Source organism: Butyrivibrio sp. FCS006 (genome assembly GCF_000424525.1).
Taxonomy (GTDB): domain Bacteria; phylum Bacillota; class Clostridia; order Lachnospirales; family Lachnospiraceae; genus Butyrivibrio.
This window is the reverse complement of record NZ_AUKB01000008.1, coordinates 433,089-453,848: the sequence shown is the minus strand read 5'-3', so window position 1 is coordinate 453,848 and position 20,760 is coordinate 433,089. Positions and strand designations below refer to the sequence as shown.

At 42.9% G+C, this 20,760-nt stretch carries 20 protein-coding genes; 2 read left to right on the top strand and 18 right to left on the bottom strand.

Annotated elements, in window-relative coordinates:
- Window positions 1–29 precede the first annotated feature (29 nt).
- Window positions 30–392, bottom strand: coding sequence for an Asp23/Gls24 family envelope stress response protein (locus G633_RS0101980; protein ID WP_022767190.1), 363 nt, complete (start codon window positions 390–392; stop codon window positions 30–32).
- 197 nt (window positions 393–589) lie between these two features.
- On the opposite strand from G633_RS0101980, the gene rpmB reads away from it, so the two are divergent.
- Entirely contained in the window at window positions 590–775 is a 186-nt protein-coding gene (gene rpmB / locus G633_RS0101975; RefSeq protein WP_022767191.1) for a 50S ribosomal protein L28, read from the top strand.
- Between the two features lie 56 nt (window positions 776–831).
- Here rpmB and G633_RS0101970 read toward each other — a convergent pair whose 3' ends face one another.
- From G633_RS0101970 to G633_RS0101960, 3 genes are read right to left on the bottom strand one after another with little or no spacing between them, the layout of a single operon-like run.
- A complete protein-coding gene (locus tag G633_RS0101970) occupies window positions 832–1,248 on the bottom strand; it encodes a hypothetical protein (RefSeq protein ID WP_022767192.1) in 417 nt (138 codons plus the stop codon).
- Window positions 1,245–2,009 (bottom strand): hypothetical protein, encoded by a 765-nt coding sequence (locus G633_RS0101965; protein ID WP_022767193.1) that lies wholly within the window; start codon window positions 2,007–2,009, stop codon window positions 1,245–1,247. Before G633_RS0101965 ends, G633_RS0101970 begins: the two co-directional genes overlap by 4 nt.
- A gap of 17 nt (window positions 2,010–2,026) precedes the next feature.
- Window positions 2,027–2,911, bottom strand: a complete 885-nt coding sequence (locus G633_RS0101960) for a hypothetical protein (RefSeq protein ID WP_022767194.1) — start codon at window positions 2,909–2,911, stop codon at window positions 2,027–2,029.
- Between the two features lie 146 nt (window positions 2,912–3,057).
- Between G633_RS0101960 and G633_RS0101955 the strand changes: the two genes are divergently transcribed.
- Window positions 3,058–7,311, top strand: coding sequence for a 2-hydroxyacyl-CoA dehydratase (locus tag G633_RS0101955; RefSeq protein ID WP_026518910.1), 4,254 nt, complete (start codon window positions 3,058–3,060; stop codon window positions 7,309–7,311).
- Between the two features lie 54 nt (window positions 7,312–7,365).
- On the opposite strand, the gene G633_RS0101950 is transcribed toward G633_RS0101955, so the two are convergent.
- The 14 genes from G633_RS0101950 to G633_RS20365 all read right to left on the bottom strand — a co-directional run bounded on the left by G633_RS0101950 (window position 7,366) and on the right by G633_RS20365 (window position 20,760).
- Window positions 7,366–7,848 (bottom strand): hypothetical protein, encoded by a 483-nt coding sequence (locus G633_RS0101950; protein ID WP_022767196.1) that lies wholly within the window; start codon window positions 7,846–7,848, stop codon window positions 7,366–7,368.
- A 64-nt stretch (window positions 7,849–7,912) separates the two neighbouring features.
- Window positions 7,913–8,749 (bottom strand): polysaccharide deacetylase family protein, encoded by an 837-nt coding sequence (locus tag G633_RS0101945; protein WP_035770385.1) that lies wholly within the window; start codon window positions 8,747–8,749, stop codon window positions 7,913–7,915.
- Between the two features lie 11 nt (window positions 8,750–8,760).
- On the bottom strand, window positions 8,761–9,732 hold the full coding sequence (gene metA, locus G633_RS0101940) for a homoserine O-acetyltransferase MetA (protein ID WP_022767198.1): 972 nt from the start codon (window positions 9,730–9,732) through the stop codon (window positions 8,761–8,763).
- A gap of 31 nt (window positions 9,733–9,763) precedes the next feature.
- Window positions 9,764–11,785: an NAD-dependent DNA ligase LigA gene (gene ligA / locus G633_RS0101935; protein ID WP_026518908.1), complete on the bottom strand. Its 2,022-nt coding sequence runs from the start codon at window positions 11,783–11,785 to the stop codon at window positions 9,764–9,766.
- Window positions 11,754–12,500, bottom strand: coding sequence for a pseudouridine synthase (locus tag G633_RS17085; RefSeq protein ID WP_051199852.1), 747 nt, complete (start codon window positions 12,498–12,500; stop codon window positions 11,754–11,756). Before G633_RS17085 ends, ligA begins: the two co-directional genes overlap by 32 nt.
- A 65-nt stretch (window positions 12,501–12,565) precedes the next feature.
- Window positions 12,566–13,432 (bottom strand): adaptor protein MecA, encoded by an 867-nt coding sequence (locus G633_RS0101925; RefSeq protein ID WP_026518907.1) that lies wholly within the window; start codon window positions 13,430–13,432, stop codon window positions 12,566–12,568.
- 72 nt (window positions 13,433–13,504) lie between these two features.
- Window positions 13,505–14,515, bottom strand: coding sequence for a hydrogenase expression/formation protein HypE (gene hypE / locus G633_RS0101920; RefSeq protein WP_026518906.1), 1,011 nt, complete (start codon window positions 14,513–14,515; stop codon window positions 13,505–13,507).
- A gap of 1 nt (window position 14,516) precedes the next feature.
- Entirely contained in the window at window positions 14,517–15,551 is a 1,035-nt protein-coding gene (gene hypD, locus G633_RS0101915; RefSeq protein ID WP_026518905.1) for a hydrogenase formation protein HypD, read from the bottom strand.
- Between the two features lie 4 nt (window positions 15,552–15,555).
- Entirely contained in the window at window positions 15,556–15,780 is a 225-nt protein-coding gene (locus tag G633_RS0101910; RefSeq protein WP_022767204.1) for a HypC/HybG/HupF family hydrogenase formation chaperone, read from the bottom strand.
- Between the two features lie 9 nt (window positions 15,781–15,789).
- Window positions 15,790–18,102, bottom strand: a complete 2,313-nt coding sequence (hypF, locus tag G633_RS0101905; RefSeq protein ID WP_026518904.1) for a carbamoyltransferase HypF — start codon at window positions 18,100–18,102, stop codon at window positions 15,790–15,792.
- Window positions 18,099–18,599, bottom strand: coding sequence for a 4Fe-4S binding protein (locus tag G633_RS17080; RefSeq protein WP_035770383.1), 501 nt, complete (start codon window positions 18,597–18,599; stop codon window positions 18,099–18,101). The genes hypF and G633_RS17080 overlap by 4 nt, the downstream gene beginning before the upstream one ends.
- 42 nt (window positions 18,600–18,641) lie before the next feature.
- Window positions 18,642–19,721 carry a hydrogenase large subunit gene (locus G633_RS0101895; RefSeq protein WP_022767207.1) on the bottom strand — a complete coding sequence of 360 codons (1,080 nt, stop codon included), beginning with the start codon at window positions 19,719–19,721 and terminating at the stop codon, window positions 18,642–18,644.
- Window positions 19,722–19,735: 14 nt separating this feature from the next.
- Window positions 19,736–20,068 carry an NADH-quinone oxidoreductase subunit C gene (locus G633_RS0101890; RefSeq protein WP_022767208.1) on the bottom strand — a complete coding sequence of 111 codons (333 nt, stop codon included), beginning with the start codon at window positions 20,066–20,068 and terminating at the stop codon, window positions 19,736–19,738.
- Entirely contained in the window at window positions 20,065–20,760 is a 696-nt protein-coding gene (locus G633_RS20365; RefSeq protein WP_026518903.1) for an NADH-quinone oxidoreductase subunit B family protein, read from the bottom strand. Before G633_RS20365 ends, G633_RS0101890 begins: the two co-directional genes overlap by 4 nt.

The window sequence follows — 20,760 nt, the reverse complement described above, 5'->3', positions numbered from 1 at the left end:
AACAAAATCCTCCTGAACTTAAAATCGACTTAATCAATGACACGGACGCCTTCGACATAGATATTTATCTTTTCGATTTCAAGCCCCGTAAATTCTTCTACTTTATATTTAACAGTGTCAATAAGATTTTCTGATACAGCAGAAATACTAACGCCGTATGCTACAATAACATGAAAATCAAGCTTTAGTTTGTTGTTCTGGTCAAGGGTAACGTTGATGCCCCTTGTCATGGAATCAAGCTTTAAAAGACTAACAAGACCGTCCTTGACGTTTACGTTAGCCATTCCAACGATTCCAAAGCACTCCATCGCAACCGCACCAGCATACTGGGCAATAACTTCATTATCAATAGAAATATTTCCCATGTGAGTGTTAACCACTGAAGCCTTCATTATTTATCCTCCTTAATGCGTAACCTTCAAATTCGCATACATGTTTTATTATAACGTACTTTGAAAAAAAATAAACTATAAATTTTTCATATTTTGCTTGCAATCTTTTTGAATGTTTGCTAATATATCAATGTTGCGGAAATTTCCGCAGAAATTTGCTATATGAACTTTTACATGGCTTATAAGGAGGTGTCAAAATGGCTAAATGTGAAATTTGTGGCAAGGGCGTTCATTTCGGAAACAACGTAAGCCATTCTCATAGAAGATCTAACAGAGTTTGGAAGTCAAACGTTCAGCACGTAGCAGTTAAGGTTAACGGAGCTACTAAGAGAATGAATGTATGTTCAAGCTGCCTTAGATCCAACAAAGTTGAAAGAGCTTAATCGCAAAAATAAATCACTCGGATTATTCCGGGTGATTTTTTTATGCTTATTTTTATTCAGACAGAAAAAGCAAAAAGCGCAAGCTTTGAAATGATAAGTTCTCTCACTATCATGCCAAGTCTCTCTTTTTCTTCAGGTTCAATTGAAGATAGCTGTTCGCAGGTATATATCTTTTCCTTAAAGCCCTTCTCCTTTTTGTCAGGATTCTTGTACTGGGATACTCTTATTCTCCCCTTCAGCTGTTTATATATCTTGTAATCAAAGCCCTCTTTAGTCAGATAATACAGATGTGACTCAAGAGTTGTGTCATAATCAACATCATCCTTAAGGTACTTGGTTATGATGGTCTTGAATTTGAAAGGTACCATTTCGTTATCAAGGAGTTCCTGATAATTGTACCTTGCTCCGAAATAGTATCTTTCTATATCCTGCATATAATACTTAAAATCGTCTTCGTTAACTATATTATTCATGCCTTCTCATTCTTGCCTGTATCAATGTCTTCAATATTATCGCCGCTAAACTTAATGGCGTCGCGGATCTTCTCTTCATCCCAACCGGTCTCTTCCATCAGCTCCTCAACGGTGACTTTACGTCTAAGGTCTTCCGAAAGCTCTTTTGCCTTATCATTAACTTCGTTTACCAGGTTAAGGACCTTCTGCATTCCGGTATCTTCTGCCAGGTTCTCTTCTATTATCTTCTCCATGGCATCAAGCATGAGCTTGTATAAAAAGCTCTCGACCTCTGAAGGCTCTCCTACCGCATCAAGCATGGTAACGCCCTTAGTCAGTGCAACATTTCCCTCTCCGATGAGGTCCTCGAGAAATACTCCCTGTTCTGCGTACATTCTTGCAACATCAACAACAAGGGGAAGATAGTTCTCGATAAGCTTGTCCTGAGCATTCTTGTCACCGGCGATGGCAGCCATTGCTGCAACTTCCTTCTCACCATCAGATAATTTCTCAAGACCTTCAAGGCTCTCAAGGTAGTCCTGAAGGTAGTTGTTCTCCTCAGTTGTAAGGTTATCGGAAGTATCTATAGCCTCATCGATACCGATATTGTGCTGATTCAGGTATTCATATACCATCTGAAGCTGCTTCTCATCGAGATCCAGTTCAGAAAAGGCATCATCCACCTGTTCTTTTGAAATGACATTTTTATTTTCCCTGGCAAGTCTTGTTACGTACTTCAGGGTCTCCGCAAATTCTTTTTCCTTATTATCTATGTTTCCCATAATGCTCCTAAAATGTGTTATTTAATATGCTGATGTGTAAAGAGATGATCCTGGCAGTATTCGTAATTGCCGTTGCACTTTGAGCAGAATCTGAACTCAAGGTTCGGGTCGTCCGTTTCGCTTCTACCGCAAACAGCACATTTATGCCTTGTGATTCCCTTTGGCGCCATCTTTACGCTCTGCTGGAACTGAGCCCTTCTGCGATTCTCACTTGGACGCAGGTGATGAGCCCTTCCTGTCGAAATGTAGAACAGTCCAAGATTAATAAACTGGAAAAGGATCGCAATAAGAATCGGGATATCTCCGCCTATAATTCCGCTGAAGATTGCCTCAAATCCCATGTATGCTGCATATAGAATTCCAAGATACTTAACCTTAACGGGGATGATGAACATAAGAAGAAGCTGTATCTCAGGATAGCTGATGGCAAATGATAAAAATACCATTTCCTGAACATAGTAGGTGCTAAACACTCCCGAGTAGTACATCATCATGCTTGCAATTGCCTCTTCTCCTCTGGATCCGAATTTAAAGCAGACCCATGCATAAGAAACAAAAGCAGCCAGTATCATAAGGATCATTCCGCCGAAAATAAAGACATTATATCTAAATGACCCGACTGTTCTCTCCATGGTAGTTCCTATGAAGTAGTACAGGTACAATGTGATGAGAAGCCAGATGCTGAGGGCTGTGGGTGGAAGAAGCACCCAGGATACCAGTCTCCAGACCTGTCCATGCAGGATAAGGTACGGATTAAGTGTTAAATAGCTCTGTATCATAGCTCCGTTTGGTAATAATTTGATGACATAACCTATGACATAAAGGACGATTATATAGAGTGTAAGGTTGTTTATGGCATACCTTCCAAATTTTCTTTCCATCTCACTTAAGAATCTATTCATGTAAAAGACCTCTTTCCTTCTTTATTCGCCTAATCTATATTATCATATTTTGCACAATTTGTTTTCGTTGATTTTTAACCACTAGTGCATTATAATCATAGTGTTTGTCTTCTGCAACATATAATAAGAAGAAAAAGAGGTATACTATGATTTCCAAGGATTACACATTAGGTATTGATATCGGTTCAACTACCGTTAAGATTGCTCTTTTGGACAATACAAACAATATTGTATTCTCCGATTATAAAAGACATTTCGCAAACATACAGGAAACTCTCAGAGACCTTTTGGTAGAGGCCCAGGAAAAGTGCGGTAACATAACGCTACACCCTGTTATCACCGGATCCGGCGGACTTACACTTGCCAAGCACTTGGAAGTTCCCTTTGTACAAGAGGTTGTTGCTGTATCAACTTCCCTTAAGGCCATTGCTCCCAAAACTGATGTAGCAATTGAGCTTGGTGGTGAGGACGCCAAGATCATCTACTTTGAGGACGGCAATGTTGAGCAGAGAATGAACGGTATCTGCGCCGGAGGTACAGGCTCTTTTATCGACCAGATGGCTTCCCTCCTTCAGACAGATGCAACAGGTCTTAACGATTACGCAAGAAACTACAATTCACTATATACAATAGCAGCAAGATGCGGAGTATTTGCCAAGTCTGACATCCAGCCTCTTATCAATGAAGGTGCTACCAAAGAGGATCTTTCAGCATCCATTTTCCAGGCTGTTGTGAACCAGACCATTTCAGGACTTGCCTGTGGTAAGCCAATCCGCGGACATGTTGCATTCTTAGGTGGTCCTCTCCACTTCCTGGACCAGCTCCGTGCGGCATTTATCAGAACTCTTAATCTTGATGATGAGCATGCAATCAACCTTGATAACTCTCATCTCTTCGCTGCCATCGGTTCTGCCATGAACGCTGAGGAAGAGACTCATTACACCATGGATGAGATGGTTGATAAGCTCTCAGGCAAGATCGTTATGGAAGCCGAAGTTTCAAGACTTGATCCCCTCTTTAGAAATGAAGAGGAATACAAGGTATTTAAGGACCGTCAGGACAAATACCGCGTTAAGACCAGAAAGCTCGAGGGCTACAAAGGCAATGCTTTCCTTGGTATCGACGCAGGTTCAACAACCACCAAATGTGCACTTATAAGTGAGGACGGAGATCTTCTTTACTCCTTCTATTCAAGCAATAACGGAAGTCCTCTTAAGACAGCCATTTCCTCAATTCAGGAGATTTACAAGCTTATGCCCGAGGGCGTAAGGATTGCAAGAGCCTGCTCAACAGGTTATGGTGAGGCTCTTCTTAAGTCTGCTCTTCTTCTTGATGACGGAGAGGTTGAGACAATAGCTCACTACAATGCTGCTGCTTTCTTTGACCCCAAGGTTGACTGCATCCTTGATATCGGTGGTCAGGATATGAAGTGCATCCATATCAAGAACAACTCAGTTGATTCCGTTCAGCTCAACGAAGCTTGCTCTTCAGGCTGCGGATCCTTCATCGAGACCTTTGCCAAGTCCCTTGATTACAGTGTTCAGGACTTCGCCAAGGTTGCTCTTTATGCCAAGTACCCTGTAGATCTCGGAACAAGATGTACAGTATTTATGAATTCACGAGTTAAGCAGGCTCAGAAGGAAGGCGCTGATGTAGCTGATATTTCATCAGGTCTTGCATACTCTGTAATCAAGAATGCTCTCTTTAAGGTTATCAAGGTTTCAGATGCCAAGGACCTTGGTGAGCACATCGTTGTACAGGGCGGAACCTTCTACAACGACGCTGTTCTTCGTGCATTTGAGATCATCTCAGGCGCTGAAGCAATAAGACCTGATATTGCCGGAATCATGGGTGCTTTCGGTGCTGCTCTTATAGCAAGAGAAAGATACGGAGAGACTGAGGATTACAAGACAACAATGCTCTCCATCGATCAGATCAACATCCTTCAGTATTCAACCAGCATGACTACCTGCCAGGGTTGCACAAACCACTGCAGACTTACAATCAATAAGTTCACAGGTGGTCGTCAACACATATCAGGTAACAGATGTGAAAGAGGAATCGGTAAGGTCAAGAACGCCGAGGGTATCCCTAACCTCTTTGACTACAAGTATAAGAGACTCTTTGGCTATGAGCCTCTTGAAGCAGATAAGGCAACAAGAGGAACTGTTGGTATTCCAAGAGTACTTAACTTCTATGAAAACTATCCATTCTGGTTCACTTTCTTTACAAAGCTTGGATTCAGAGTTGTTCTCTCACCCAGATCAACTCATCAGATCTATGAGCTTGGTATTGAGTCAATCCCAAGTGAGTCAGAATGCTATCCTGCCAAGATCTCACACGGACATGTGGAATGGCTTATAAGGCAGAATGTTGACTTCATCTTCTACCCAGGTCTTTTCTATGAGCGTGAAGAGGTTGAGGGCGCAACCAACCATTATAACTGCCCTATTGTTACATCGTATTCAGAGAACATTAAGAATAACGTCGAGGCAATTACAGGCGGTAAGATCAAGCTCAGAAACCCATTCATGGCCTTTACAAATATCGAGACTGTAACCGATGCTCTTGTAAAAGAGTTTAAGGAAATCCCCGCCGAGCAGGTAATAAATGCTGCAAAAGACGGATGGGAAGAAATGGCCATCGCAAGAAAAGACATCCAGATCAAGGGTGAAGAGACCCTTAAATGGATGGAAGAAAATAACAGACACGGTATTGTTCTTGCCGGTCGTCCTTATCATATCGATCCCGAGATCAACCATGGTATTCCTGATATGATCTGCTCTTACGGCGTTGCTGTTCTTACTGAGGACAGTGTATCTCACCTTGGCAAGCCCGAGAGACCTCTTATCGTATCAGACCAGTGGATGTACCACTCACGACTCTATGCAGCAGCAAGCTACGTCAGAGAGCGCGACGACCTTGATCTTATACAGCTCAACTCCTTCGGATGCGGACTTGATGCAGTTACAACAGATCAGGTAAACGATATACTTTCAGGTTCAGATAAGATCTACACCTGCCTCAAGATTGATGAGGTAAACAGCCTTGGAAGTGCAAGGATCCGTGTTCGTTCACTACTTGCAGCCATCCGTGTAAGAAAGCAGAAAAACCAGAAGAGAACCATCAGATCAACAGCCAATAACAGAGTGCTCTTCACAGAGGAAATGAGAAAGAATTACACTCTTCTCTGCCCTCAGATGTCACCTATTCACTTTGACATCTTAGAGCCTGCATTTGCAGCCTGCGGTTATAACTTCGTTGTTATGCAAAACGACAACAGGCATGCGATTGATATGGGTCTTAAATATGTTAATAACGATGCCTGCTACCCTTCACTTTGGGTTGTAGGTCAGATCATGGATGAACTTCATTCAGGTAAATACGACCTTAACAGAACTGCTGTCATCATGTCTCAGACAGGTGGCGGATGCAGAGCTACCAACTACGTTGGCTTTATCAGAAGAGCTCTTAAAAAAGCCGGCATGGAGCAGATTCCTGTAGTATCTCTTAACCTCTCCAAGTTAGAGGCTAATCCGGGCTTCCATATCAATGCCGAGATGCTTCAGAGAGCCGCTTACGGCGCTATATTCGGTGATGTGTTCATGAGATGCGTATATCGTATGCGTCCTTACGAGAAGGTCAAGGGATCAGTAAATGCCTGCCATGAGAAGTGGAAAAAGGTTGCGATTGAATTCGTAACTTCCAAGCATATGAGCTATACAAAGTTCCAGAAGATCTGTCGCGAAATCGTAGAAGACTTCGATAAGATCGAGCTTACAGATGAGATTAAGCCAAGAGTTGGTGTAGTCGGCGAGATCCTTGTTAAGTTTGCTCCTGCAGCCAACAACCACCTTGTTGAACTCCTTGAGTCAGAAGGTGCCGAAGCCGTTGTTCCTGACCTTATCGACTTTATGCTCTACTGCTTCTACAATCAGATATATAAGGCAAAAGAGCTTGGAACATCCAAGAAGACTGCTCTTGTTATGCGAGGTGCTATCTGGCTTATTGAAAAGCTCAGAGTCGGTGCTACAAAAGCATTTAAAAAGAGTGTACATTTCGATCCGCCTACAAGTATCTATGAACTTGTTAAGTATGCAGAACCTATCGTATCCATCGGTAACCAGACCGGTGAAGGTTGGTTCCTTACAGGAGAAATGGTAGAGCTTATACATGAAGGAGCAACCAATATCGTCTGCACACAGCCTTTTGGATGCCTTCCAAACCACGTTGTTGGTAAAGGTGTTATCAAGCAGATGCGCCATATGTATCCCGGCTGCAATATTGTTGCCATCGACTACGATCCGGGAGCATCAGAGGTTAACCAGCTTAACAGAATTAAGCTTATGCTCTCAACCGCACAGAAGAAAGTTCAGGAAGAACACAAGAAAGTAGTTTGATATAAAGACATAAAATAATGCCACGGCAAACGCCGTGGCATTTTATTTACGTATTTATTTAAGTTTTGCTTTTAATCTCTCGATTGCATCCTCATGCCTCTGTATTGCATAGGTTGCAGACTTGATCTTCAGCTCTGTAGATATCTTCTTTTCATGAATGTCGTTACATTTCTGATAATAATCAAGAATCGACTCATCCTCAACTTCAAGGAACTTGTTAGCAATACATCCCGGGAGGACGAATTTCTTAACAACGTCTGCAAACTTAACCTCAATATACTTACCATCCTGCTTGGTGATCACACCTTCGCCGAACTTCTTGTGGTTAACCTTCATCTTAAGGGCAGATTTCTCGCCAAGAGCCTGCTCCTCTTTTTCAAGGGCAGCAAGTTCTGAATCAAGTTCTGACTGAGAAGCTGTCAGTTCCTCAATCTGTCTTGTATTCTCCTCAAGCATTTCCTTGGTCTTTTTGGTAGGTTTTTTCTTAAAATCCGTAGAATTTACGTTTGCATCTTCGTTTTCAAGATTTAGAGGCATAAGCATTCTCCTTGAAGAAAAATTATCGACTTAACATATTTATTTTAACTTATTTAAATACAAATTACAACTCCGTGGTCTTTCCTCCCTTAAGCTCAATTGACTTTTTATCAACTTCGATCCAGACACTTTTTGCATTTGGATTATATGCGAAAGTCCCGTCAACAGCGACTTGTACGCGGCTCGCAGCATCGAGGTAATCGACAATCTCTATGTTGGTTGCGTACCATATATCCGATTTGTTTTCTATTTTTTTAGAAAACTTTTCGATAATCTTCCAATTATCATCTCTCTCAAATTCGTAACTGTGTCCCCAGAGATAAAACATATACTGATACTGGGTTTTATGATTTTTGATAAACTCCTTGCAAAGATCTTCCAGTGAACTGTCAGCATGATGACAGGTAGGATTCCATCTTAGGAAATCTTCCGGTATTCCAAAACCATGTGTTGAAGTTACCGTTCTTCCGTATCTTATACCACATGCTTTAAGAGCATATACAACATTATCATCAACAGAGCCGTTTGGATAAGCAAGACCTCTTACCGTGTAGCCCATAATCTTCTCTAAAGCTCTTCTGTCCTCGATTACCTGCAGAACCATCTGCTCTTTTGGTGACCTGGCGATTGTCGGATGCGTCACTGTGTGGCAGGCAACTTCATGTCCTTTGTAGAGCTTTTTGTACTCATCGCAGGGAATTCTCTCATCATAGGCATTCTTGAACTTATTCTTTTCAAGCCCTGAGTTGAGATTAAAAGTGCCTCTTATACCGTGTTCATTTAAGATATCCAAAAGTCTTTTATCCGGGATCTTACCATCATCGTAGGAAAGAGTAAGTACCTTGTGTTTTCCTTCCGGAAACTGTGTATATATGTTTCGGAGCTTTTTTGAAGCAGCCATCGTAGTTCTCCTTATTTGTTTATCTTCTGTGTAAGACCGTGTTTAGCCAGGGATCTCTTTTCCTCATCCAGGATCTGTCCCCATTTGTATGGAGTGTTCTGATATACATAGTAGTTGAGCCAGTTGGTATAAAGGTTATTTGCATGACCTCTCCATACAAGATCAGGCTTATTGTCAGGGTTGTTATCCGGATAATAATTAACAGGAGGCTGGATCGGAAGCCCCTTTGACAAATCTCTCTTGTACTCGGAATCGAGAGTGAGTCTGTCATACTCTGCATGTCCCATAGCAAATATCTGGCTTCCTGCCTTGTTCATGCAAAGGAATACTCCGGCTGCCGGAGACTCAGCAAGGACAACCAGATCGTCACAGGCATGGATCTTATCAGCCGGTGTCTCAGTATGTCTTGAATGAGGCATATAAAAGACATCATCAAAGCCCCTTACAAGAGGTACCTTTCGGTTCATTACTCTGTGCTGGTATACTCCGAATCTCTTTTCAGGCAATGGCTCTTTATCAATTCCGTAGTGATAGTAAATTCCTGCCTGAGCTCCCCAGCAGATGTGGAAGGTGCTGGTTACATTTACCTTGGACCACTCAAAAACTCTGCAGAGCTCGTCCCAGTAATCAACTTCTTCAAACTTCATCTGCTCTACCGGCGCTCCGGTGATAATAAGACCATCGTATGTATTTTCCTTAAGCTCATCAAAGGTATGATAAAACCTGTCCAGATGGTTGGGTGATGTATTTGTGGAGTGATGTGAGCTCATCTGCATGAAGGATACATCAATCTGAAGAGGAGTATTAGACAGGGACCTAAGGAGCTGAAGCTCTGTATCTTCCTTTAGTGGCATCAGATTGAGGATACATATCTGGAGAGATCTGATATCCTGGTGCATAGCCCTGTTCTCATCTACTACGAATATATTCTCCTTTTCAAGTATGTCTCTGACAGGTAGATCATTTTTTACTTTGATTGGCATCTTGCTTATCTCCTTGATGTAATAATAGCTTTTATTTTAGCATATTAAGAAACTCAGCTTCATCTATGACCTTTATTCCAAGTTCATTTGCCTTGGTCAGCTTACTTCCGGCTGCTTCTCCGGCAAGCACCAGAGAAGTTTTCTTTGAAACGCTTCCGGATGCCTTTCCGCCGTTCTTGACTATGAGCTCTTCCGCTTCCTTTCTGCCAAGAGTAGGAAGTGTACCTGTGACAACGATGGTCATTCCTGCAAGCTTGTCGGAAGCATCAGCGTCTTTTATCGCATTCATATTAAGGCCAAGGCTCTTCATTTCCTCAATTATAGCCGTATTCTTCTCATCATGGAAGAATTCATACAGATCCTGGGCTGTTGTCTGTCCAATGTCAGGAAGGCTCATAAAGCCGTCTACAGTAACTCTCTCAAGGTCTGAGAGATCATCAAAGTGCTTCATTATCTCTCTGGCAGTGGATTTACCGACATTTCTGATTGCAAGTCCTGTAAGAAGCCTTACCGGATCATTTTCTTTTGATTTTTCAATCTCTGCAAGAAGCTTATCAGTGTTCTTCTCTTTTCCGATAAGACCCTTTTCTATAAGCTCAGCTCTGTGGTCTTTCAAATGATAAATATCTGCGTAATTCTTAAGATATCCTTCACTTACAAGAGCATCTATAAGAGTATCTCCAAGCCCCATGATGTTCATTGCATCTCTTGACACAAAGTATGCAATGGTCCTTGTTACCTGCGCCGGGCAGTTGGGATTGATGCATCTGATATCTGCTGTATCTTCTTCTCTTACAAGATGGCTTCCGCATACAGGGCAGGTCTTAGGTGCCTCAAATACTACTGGAGGCTCCTTGACACAGCCGTTAAGCTTCGGAATGATTTCTCCGCTCTTAAAGAGCTTGTAATGACCGCCAATACCGATCTTCATATCTGTGATGTAGTCCTGATTATGGAGAGTCGCCCTTGATACACTGGTTCCGCAGAGCCTTGCAGGCTTACCTGTCTCGGCGTCGTGAAAGCTTCCGGTAAATGTGAGCTTACCTGTTCTTCCGACATCAACCAGTATCTCATCCATCTCAATAACTCTCTCTTCAGGAGGATACTTATATGCAATGTGTCCGCTTGAATACTTGGAACCAGCAGGGAAATCATCTCTCCAGGCTGTGTTGTCCACTTTTACAACCGCTCCGTCGAGGTCGAAATCCAGATCATTTCTCATCTCCCCGATTATGTTTATTGCGTCAATTACTTCTTCTGCGCTTTCGCAGGCCTTGTGAAATACGCATCTTACACCGGCCTTTTCAAGGATTTCCATACCTTTTACGTGAGATGCTTTTATCTCATCAGGACCGTCCTGAACGTTAAACACAAACATCTTAAGGCCACGGCTTCTTGTAACTTCCGGGTCGAGCTGACGAAGAGTTCCTGCAGCGAGGTTTCTTGGATTTGCAGCCAGCTTTTTACCTGCTTTTTCCTGCTCCTCATTAAAGGCCTCAAAATCATCATGGGACATATATACTTCTCCCCTGAGTTCCAGATACTCATAGGGAAGGTCCAGTGTCTTTTTCACATCAGGGATTACAAGGGCATTGGCTGTGACATCCTCGCCGATAAGGCCGTCACCTCTGGTCTCAGCCATAGTCAGGTGAAGCTTACCATCACTATCATCCCTGTTATAGCGCAGCGACATACTAAGACCGTCAATCTTCTGCTCAACGGAAAACACAGCTCCGGGGTGCCTTCCATGCACCTTGTTTACAAAAGCAGCAACATCCTCAGTATTAAAAACATCTTCAATTGAAAGCATTGGAACGTTGTGAGTTATCTTGACACCGGCTTCTCTCTTAGCTGTTCCACCGATGATCTGACTGGGAGAATCCTTTGTAACGAGCTCCGGATTCTCTCTTTCTATGGCTTTAAGCCTTTGCATGAGCTGATCGTACTCATAGTCTGAAATCTCAGGTGTATCCTGATTATAGTAGAGGTCCATATGGTGCTTTATGGTTTTTACAAGCTCCTCATACTCCCTTTTCATCTCTTCTGTTGCCATTTTTCTCCCCCAATTTTGTATCTCTGTATAATTTTGCCACTTCTTCATCCGTAAGGCTCTCGTACTCCCCGGCCTTAAGTTTGTGGTTCTTAAGTTCAACGCACATTACGCGAATTCTTTTAAGGCTCACAACTTCAAAGCCCAGTTCGTGACACATTCGCCTTATCTGCCTGTTAAGCCCCTGTGTCAGTATTATGTTAAAAGACCTTGTTCCGGTCCGTTTAACTGTGCATGGCCTTGTGGTCCTGTCCAGGTCTTTCAAATATACTCCAAGAGACATTTTCTTTAAAAAGTCCCCGTTTATATCCTTGTTAACGGTAACCTCATACTCTTTTTCATGCTTGTTGGAACCCTTCATCATAGCCTGGATAAGGTCTCCGTCGTCTGTCATGATAAGAAGTCCTTCGCTTTCCTTATCAAGCCTACCGGCATAAGTTACTCTGTCTGAAAACCCAAGGTCATCAATGACGGTCTTCTCCGCATGGGAATCCCTGGTGGTGCATACAACTCCCACAGGCTTATAGTAGGCAAGGTAACTGTGTTTCTCCTTGACCTCTATTTCTGTCCCATCAAGACAGACTGTATCCGTTTCAGATACATCCTGCCCCGGCGTGGGAAGCTCTCCATTGACCTTGATCCTTCCCTCAGCTATTAACTTGTCAGCTTCTCTTCTGGAGCAAACTCCGCAGGAAGAAATGTACTTGTTAAGTCTCATGGATCATCTGCCCTACAAATAAAAAAGGAACGGCATTTTTCTTTGCCGTTCCTCTATGATCTTCGTCACATATCAAGTGATGCCATTTCACCAATTGCATTACATTTGATGATGCAATCGTAATTCTCTTTTATGTGTGCAATTACATTAAGGTTACTAGCTTGAAAATGTCCAAATTCGTATGCCATTGTAAACAGTGATGCAAATACCTTGGCCTCTTCACCCTGTCTTAAGAGATCAAGATAATATTTGCCGTTTACAGAGTTCTTGTACAAGCTGCTGGAAATTCTCAGCCCCTTTGGTGCCTTCTTGCAGAATTTGATAACGGTGTTAAGATCATCAAATTCAAAGATGTACTCGTGAAATTTGAGCCTCTTTTGATTCTTTTCCTCATCAGAAAGCTCTCTTTTCCTGCCTGCAGGTGTTGAAATCTTGTCAGCCTTTTCCTTGGCGCTCTCTACGGTAGCATTGCCGTTTACGGTAAGTTTCTTATCATCTTTTGCATTGCTATCTTCGCTCATCATATCCTTGACTGAATTGGTGAGCTGCTTAAGACTCTTTAGATACTCATTAAGCCTGTTTATGCGATCCTCAGAAGCACTGTCCCCGATATCCTCAAGGACGTTCTTGGGAATCTGTATTCCGGCCTTCTCGGTGAGGTTCTTAAGTATCTCGCTAAAGGATGCCGAAGCATTTTCTGAAAGTGTAAGGGAAATTGAATGATCCGGAAGAACCGTTATCTGCATCGGCATGAATGCGCCTGTAGGCTTATAATCAACCTCTTCCTCTGCCTTCTTCATGACTTCATGTAAAAAGTCCATGGCCTCTTTCTTCTTCTCGAAGAGATCCTCAAGCTTTATTCCCTGTTCAAACATATCATCTTCAGTGATGATGCATGTTACTGTATCTTTATTAATTCTCTTAAATTCCATATTTTACCCTGATCTTTAATTAGTACAAAACAAAAAACCACTAAAAATCTTATGAATTGTATAATACCACATCTAGCAGATTCTTGGAAGTCCTTCACCATACATAGGCCCAACCACGCGCTTTCCGCCTATTTTTGTCCTGACAAAGACTCCGATGTCGCCACTATTTATATCGGCTTTTTTTACTGATCCGATTACCTTTGCATTTTCACCGTAACGAGACTGCTTTATGAGTAAAAGAGCTTTCTCCGCATCCTCCTCATGGACAGACAATACCATTTTGCCCTCATTGCCCATGTATATAGGATCAAGGCCAAGTATTCCGCAAAAGTCCCTAACTGCCGGTGATACAGGAAGGTCTGTCTCTACAAGCTCTATGCTGCACTCAGAAGCTGAAGCAAACTCATTAAGAACCGTTCCAAGGCCTCCTCTTGTAACATCTCTCATGGCATGAACCCTTACGCCTTCGTTTAAAAGTTTACCAACCATCTCAGTTAGTGGTGCATTATCTGACTCAATGTTAGATTCAATACCCATACGTTTTCCGAGAATAGCCGCGTGATGGTCGCCAAGATTGCCTGAAATTATAATCTTATCACTATCCTGAAGCTTAAAAGGTCCCGGTACATCAAGATCATCAGGTATAAAGCCAACTCCCGAAGTGTTGATGATAAGTCCGCCTTCTCCACCTCTGTTTTCTATTACCTTGGTATCTCCTGTGACAACGACAACGCCAGCCTCCCTGGCAGTTTCAGCCATTGATGCTATAACTCTGTCAAGAAGATCTATATCAAGCCCCTCCTCTAGAATGCATCCACATGTGATATACTTGGGAACTGCTCCGCTCATAAGAAGGTCATTGACTGTTCCGCAAACGCAGAGCCTTCCGATGTCTCCACCCGGAAATTCAAGAGGGGTAACAACGAAAGAGTCTGTTGTTACAGCAAGTTTACCTGCTCCGGGAACTACAGCTGAGTCCTCGAGTTTGGACAGATACTCATTATTAAAATGCTTGGCAAATACTTCTGATATAAGTTTTGAAGTGGACTCTCCACCACTTCCGTGAGCCATTGTTATCTTCAAGTTAACGTCTCCCTGAAATATAGTAGTTATAGCAGCTTCCTTCTGTGGAAACCATGCATGCGCCGTGAGCATTGTCCGGCGTACAGCTCTTTCCGAATAAAGGACACTGATTTGGTGTTATCTTGCCTACAAGAACCTTCTCGCAAGAGCATCCCGGTGGCATGTGGTCTTCATCAAGGCCAAAGCTTCCGGCATCAAAGTTCTTGTACTCCTGCCTCAAAATCATTCCTGAGCCTTCAATTTTGCCCATTCCACGCCAGGATGAATCAGACTTCTCAAAGTACTTATCAACGCAGGATTTGGCCATTTCATTGCCAGTTGGAGTAACAACCTGTTTATAGAGGTTTTTAAATCCGCCCTTCCCCTTCATTTTTACCAGAGCATAAATGGTAAGGAGGAGTTGTTCTCCCTCAAAGCCCGATACAACAAAGGGAATCCCAAGCTCTTTTGCCAGATCCTTAAATATCTCTTCGCCGGTAACAGCTGCCACGTGTCCCGGTGCTATAAAGCCATCGATACCTCCGCCATTTTTTACAACCCATCGGATTACCTGAGGCATTGTCTTAAGTGAAGTTAAGAGCTTTAGATTGGTTACGTGTTCTTCAATAGCCTTCTCAATAACTCTTCCGTAAACAGGTGTCGTTGTCTCAAATCCTATAGCTGCAAAGACATAATTTGTCGAAGGGTTTTCTTTTGCAATTGCAATCGAATCCATAGGCGAATAGAGCATCCTTACGTTTGCCCCCTCTGCCTTGGCATCGGATAGTGACATCTTACTGCCCTTAACCCTGATAAGGTCTCCGAAAGTGAGCACACAGGTATTCTCAGAAAGAGAAAGCTCTACAAGCCTGTCTATCACTGCTGTTACAGTAACACACACAGGACATCCCGGGCCTGATATCAGCTTGATCTTAGGTGATAACATGGAAGGAATACCGTTTTCGGAGATTGCTGCAGTATGTGTTCCGCAGACTTCCATGATTCTCACTTCTTCGCCATCGTAATTCTTTAGCTCTTCAATTACTCTTTGTAACATGTTATCAGCCGCCAACGCCTATATCCTCGATTTCTTTAAACATCTCTTCAAGCTCGTCCGCCATGGAATCGTCCATGGTCTGAATGATACAGCCTGCGTGAACAAGGACTCTGTCACCAACCTTGACATCAACAAGTCCGGCCTCGGCAGTTACGATATTTCCGCTAAAGTCCACAGTGGCTTTAGTGCCGTCCATCTTAATTACTTTTCCGGGTAATGCTACGCACATAAAATACTCCTATTTATCTGTTCCCTTGAGCATTGCGTAATACGCCTGACCAAGGGATATACCTCCGTCGCCCAGAGGCACTTTTTTGTTCCAATACACTTTAAAGCCAAGATCACTTAGAGCCTCTTGTGATTTACCAAGGATTATCCTGTTATTAAAGACTCCGCCCGATAGGCAGACAGTATCGATTCCTGTCTCATCTCTAAGCTCTTCAAAAGCTTCTCTTATCATTTTTACTATTGCCATATGAAAACCGTAAGCTATGGCTTTTGTATCATAAGCTTTAGTATTATAACACATGTATATATCTTTAAATAAGCTTATCTGGTCAAAGACTAACTCGCCTCCTTCGTTTTCCTTCTTAAACTCAAACTCCGGATAAGCTCCATTATCTTCTTCCACAAAGCTATGGGCATATTTCTCAAGATTAACTGCACACTCACCCTCATAGGTATTGTAAGAACATATCTCCAAAAGAGCTGCTACAGCATCAAAAAGCCTTCCCATACTGGAGGATTTAAAACTTCCTGCTCCAATCTTCTGGGCTGCCATCATCATCTTAATTTTGCTGTCCATTAAAACTCTCTTATCATCAAGAAGTCCCAAGCTTATACACTCACCGATATAACAGCTCATGGTCTGAACAGCATCCTTGGAAGCCTTGTCTCCGCCCACTAGGTTTACATAGGACAGATGCCCCACTCTCATAGGATCATCATTTTTAATCCTGATAAATTCACCGCCCCATATCGAACCGTCAAGTCCGTATCCTGTTCCGTCAAAGGCAGCACCAAGTGCTTCATTTATGCCGTTTTCAGCCATTACGGAATATATATGTGCAAAGTGATGTTGAAGCTTAAGCTGTTTAAGCTTCATCTTATCAGCCATATAGGATGATGCATAAAGCGGATGAAGGTCACTTACCACCATTGTCGGCTCAAGCTCAAAGAGCTCTTCGTAGTGTCTTTTTACCCCGTTCCAGAAATCCATGCTATAGGTGTCATTATTAAGATCTGAAATGTAATGCGTTGTAAGGATTCTGTCCTTTTTAGCAAATGATATCGTGTTCTTCAGATCGCCGCCTGTTGCAAGGATACATTCTTTGTTTTGAACAAAAGAGCTGTCTTCTTCTATTACAAAAGGAAGCGGAGCATAGCCTCTTGCCCTTCTTATAAACTGAGCTGATTCTCCGGATCTGCTATCTATCGTAAACACTACAGAATCATCCTGGGCTATGTTTATCTCCCTGTCATGGTAAAGGATTCCGGCGATTTCACCAAGAAAAGTCTTCTCAAAAAGGTCATCTTTAAAAATAATCGGAGAATCAGACTTATTTCCACTGCTCACAATAAGAGGTCCCACTTCGTCACATAAAATCCTGTGTATTCCGGCAGATGGCAGAAACGCTCCTATATATCTGCTTCCCTTATCAACCTCGAAGGGAAAGTCTGTTTTCTTTGTCAAAAGAACTATGGGCCGTTCTGAAGATTCTAACAGTTCCTTCTCAAACGGGCTTATATGAGCTGCCTTAGATGCAGCTTCTTCATCAGAAAACATTACAGCAAAAGGCTTATTCTCCCTGCCCTTAATCTTCCTGAGTTCAAGTGCTGCACTTTCTGTGGGGATGCATACAAGCTGATAGCCGGACACTCCCTTAAGTCCGATTATTCTACTATTTTTAAGCTCCGCAACCGCTCTTTCAATCGCCTCTTCTTTTTGAAGTTCCTGCGTTTTTCCGTTATCATCGGTAAACAAAAACTTCATCTGAGGTCCGCAGTCGTGACAGGATATAGTCTGAGCATAGTGTCTTCTGCCATTTGAGTATTCATCCCGACACTTTGGACACATCTCAAACTTGTCCATCGTAGTTGTTTCCCTATCATAAGGGAGTCTGTTTATTATGCTGAATCTCGGTCCGCAAACAGCACAGCTTATTAGCGGATGAGCATATCTTCTGTTCTTCTTATCAAGAAGTTCATCCATGCAATCCCTGCAGATACCGATATCGGGAAGAAAAACAGGAATCTCCTCTGAAAGATTAAGCTCTTTGCTCTCGATAATTGAAAAGTCATCAGGAACTATCAAAGAAGGATCTGCCTCTTTTTCAGTTACCGAAAGAATGTAAGCGCCAAGTGGCATCTCGTTTTTGAGCAGACAAACAAAAGAGGCAATATCTGCTTCTTTACCGGAAATAAGTATCTCAACAGCTGCCCCTATGTTCTTCACGTTGCCTTTTAAGCCGTATTTAGTTGCCCACTTAGCAATAAAGGGGCGATATCCAACACCCTGAACCGCCCCTTTAACTGTTATTATTTTTGTCATTCTTTGTTTTCTGCAGGTGCTTCCTGCTTAGGTGCTGTAGCCGGTGCTGCCGGAGCAGGTGCGGGAGCATTTCCCTGTGCCTGTGCCTGAGCTGCCTTAGCAGCAGCTGCAGCAGCTGCTCTTTCCTTAGCTGCCTTCATAAGAGCTTCCTGAGCAGCAATAGCTTTCTCAGACTGCTTGAAGGTCTTGGTAACCTTTTCTGATCCGGGTTCCTGGAATCTAAGTCCCATGGAAAGTGATTTCTTAGGACAGTTATCAACACAGCATCTGCACTGGATGCAGCTCATAGGTCTGATGGACCAGGTCTTTTCTGCCTTATCTACAGTGATAGCGTGTGTAGGACATTTAATTGAACATAATCCGCAGAGGATGCAAAGGTCCATATCGTTCTCAACATGTCCTCTTGTTCCTTCCGGGTACTCTTTTTCTACCTTTCTTGTCTTAGGCTTTGAAAAGAGATTATGAAGTACTGTTTTATTGAAACTTACAATTGCCATTTCTATCTCCTTTAAGTGAAAAACATCTCTTTTAACAAATGATTATCTCTCTGTACAGCTGATACATGGATCAATTGTAAGAACCAGAATAGGCACATCAGCAAGGTCGCATCCCTTAAGTGTCTCAACGAGTCCTGAAAGATTTGCAAAAGTGGGGGTGCGGACTCTCATTCTGTCTATGAACTTAGTGCCATTAGCCTTAACGTAGTAGATAGCTTCTCCACGAGGCTGCTCAATTCTCATTACATACTCGCCGTTTGGCATTCCCTTAACAGGAACATCGATATCGCCTGAAGGCATGTGATCGATGAGCTGACGGATAATATCGAATGCCTGGAATATCTCTTTTATACGGCACTCTGTACGAGCATAGGAATCGCCTTCGGTTGAAACGATAGGCTCAAAATCAACATCGCCGTAAGCGCAATAGCCTGTTGTTCTGATATCTCTTGAAATACCGCTGGCTCGAAGGAAAGGTCCTGCACATCCAAGAGCATCAGCCTGCTCAGCAGTAAGAATACCAACGCCGCGAAGCCTTGTCTGTACAGCCATATCATTAAGGAATGGCTTAGAAATAACCTTAAGGTCCTCTTCCATCTTGTTTATTCTCTGATAGAAGTCCTTGAGCATCTCATCTGATACATCTCTTCTGATACCACCGACCTTCATAACTGAGAAGATTACACGGCCGCCGGTAGAAGCCTCGAACATATCAAGAGCTTCTTCTCTAAGTCTCCAGCACTCCATGTAGAGTGACTCAAATCCGAAAGCATCGGCAAGAAGACCGAGCCAGAGAAGATGTGAATGAATTCTTGAAAGCTCAGACCAGATTGTACGCAGGTACTTAGCTCTTGAAGGCACATCGATATCCATGATGTGCTCAACAGCCTCACTGTATCCAAGGCCATGGCCCAGTGAGCAGATACCGCAGATACGCTCAGCAACATAGACCATCTCATTAAAATCTTTTTTATCAACCAGCTTCTCAAGACCTCTGTGGATGAATCCGATTGAAGGGATTGCTTCAACGACCTTCTCATCCTCCATAACAAGGTCAAGATGTATGGGTTCCGGAAGAACCGGATGCTGGGGTCCAAATGGAATTACACTTCTAGTAGACATTTTGGTTCCTCCAATTATTTAAATGGTGTCTCGATCGCTGTGCGATAGAGCTTTCCTTCAAAGTCAATGTTGATCATCTTGATCTGAACTCCGAAGAGATCATGCATCTCATTTTCATAAATGAATGCGCAGGGATAAATACTTGTGATACTTGAGATCTCCTGATCCTCGGGAAGAACCATCTTGAGGTTTTTCATCTCAAGGTCTTTTCCAAAGGTATAAATGAGCTCGTATGCATCGGGAACTCTTGTTGCGCACTGCTGAATAAGATGATATCCGGCAAATTTAAGCTTCTGAGATTCATCAATGATGCTTTCTGGATTAACAGTTATAAATTCTGTATTCACTGTTTATTTTCTCCTTTCTCAGAATTATCTGCCGCTGCAGGAGCTGGTGCAGGTGCTGGTGCAGCTGCCTTAGGTGCTGCCTGTACAGCTGCTGGAGCTGCCGGCTTGGGAGCAGGCTTAGCAGTTGCCTTGATCTTCTCTTCAGCCTGCTGTCTAAGTGCTTCCTCGGTAAGTACTGCGTCATACTGTGTACTTGGATCGTAGTCATCCGCAGTCATATGAATAGCCATCTTTGAATAGTCTACTGTACAGTAGCCCTGCTTCATGGAGGCCTTAAGTTTAGCTCTCTTCTCCTCAAGGATGCCTACTGCCTTAACAACGCCCTCAATAAGAGCCTCGGGTCTTACTGCACATCCGGGAACATATACGTCTACGGGAACAACCTTATCTGCTCCGCCCAGAATGTTGTAGCACTCCTTGAAAATACCGCCATCACATGCGCAGATTCCGCAAGCTACAACAACCTTTGGATCAGGCATCATGTTGTAGAGCTGTCTCACAACAGGAGCTGTCTGTGCATTGATACCTCCTGTAAGAAGCAGCACATCTGCATGCTTGGGGTTTCCTGTATTGATGATACCAAATCTCTCAACATCATAGAGAGGTGTCATGGTAGCAAGAACTTCTATATCACAGCCATTACAGCTGGAACCGTCATAATGTAACACCCATGGTGATTTTGCAATGTTCAT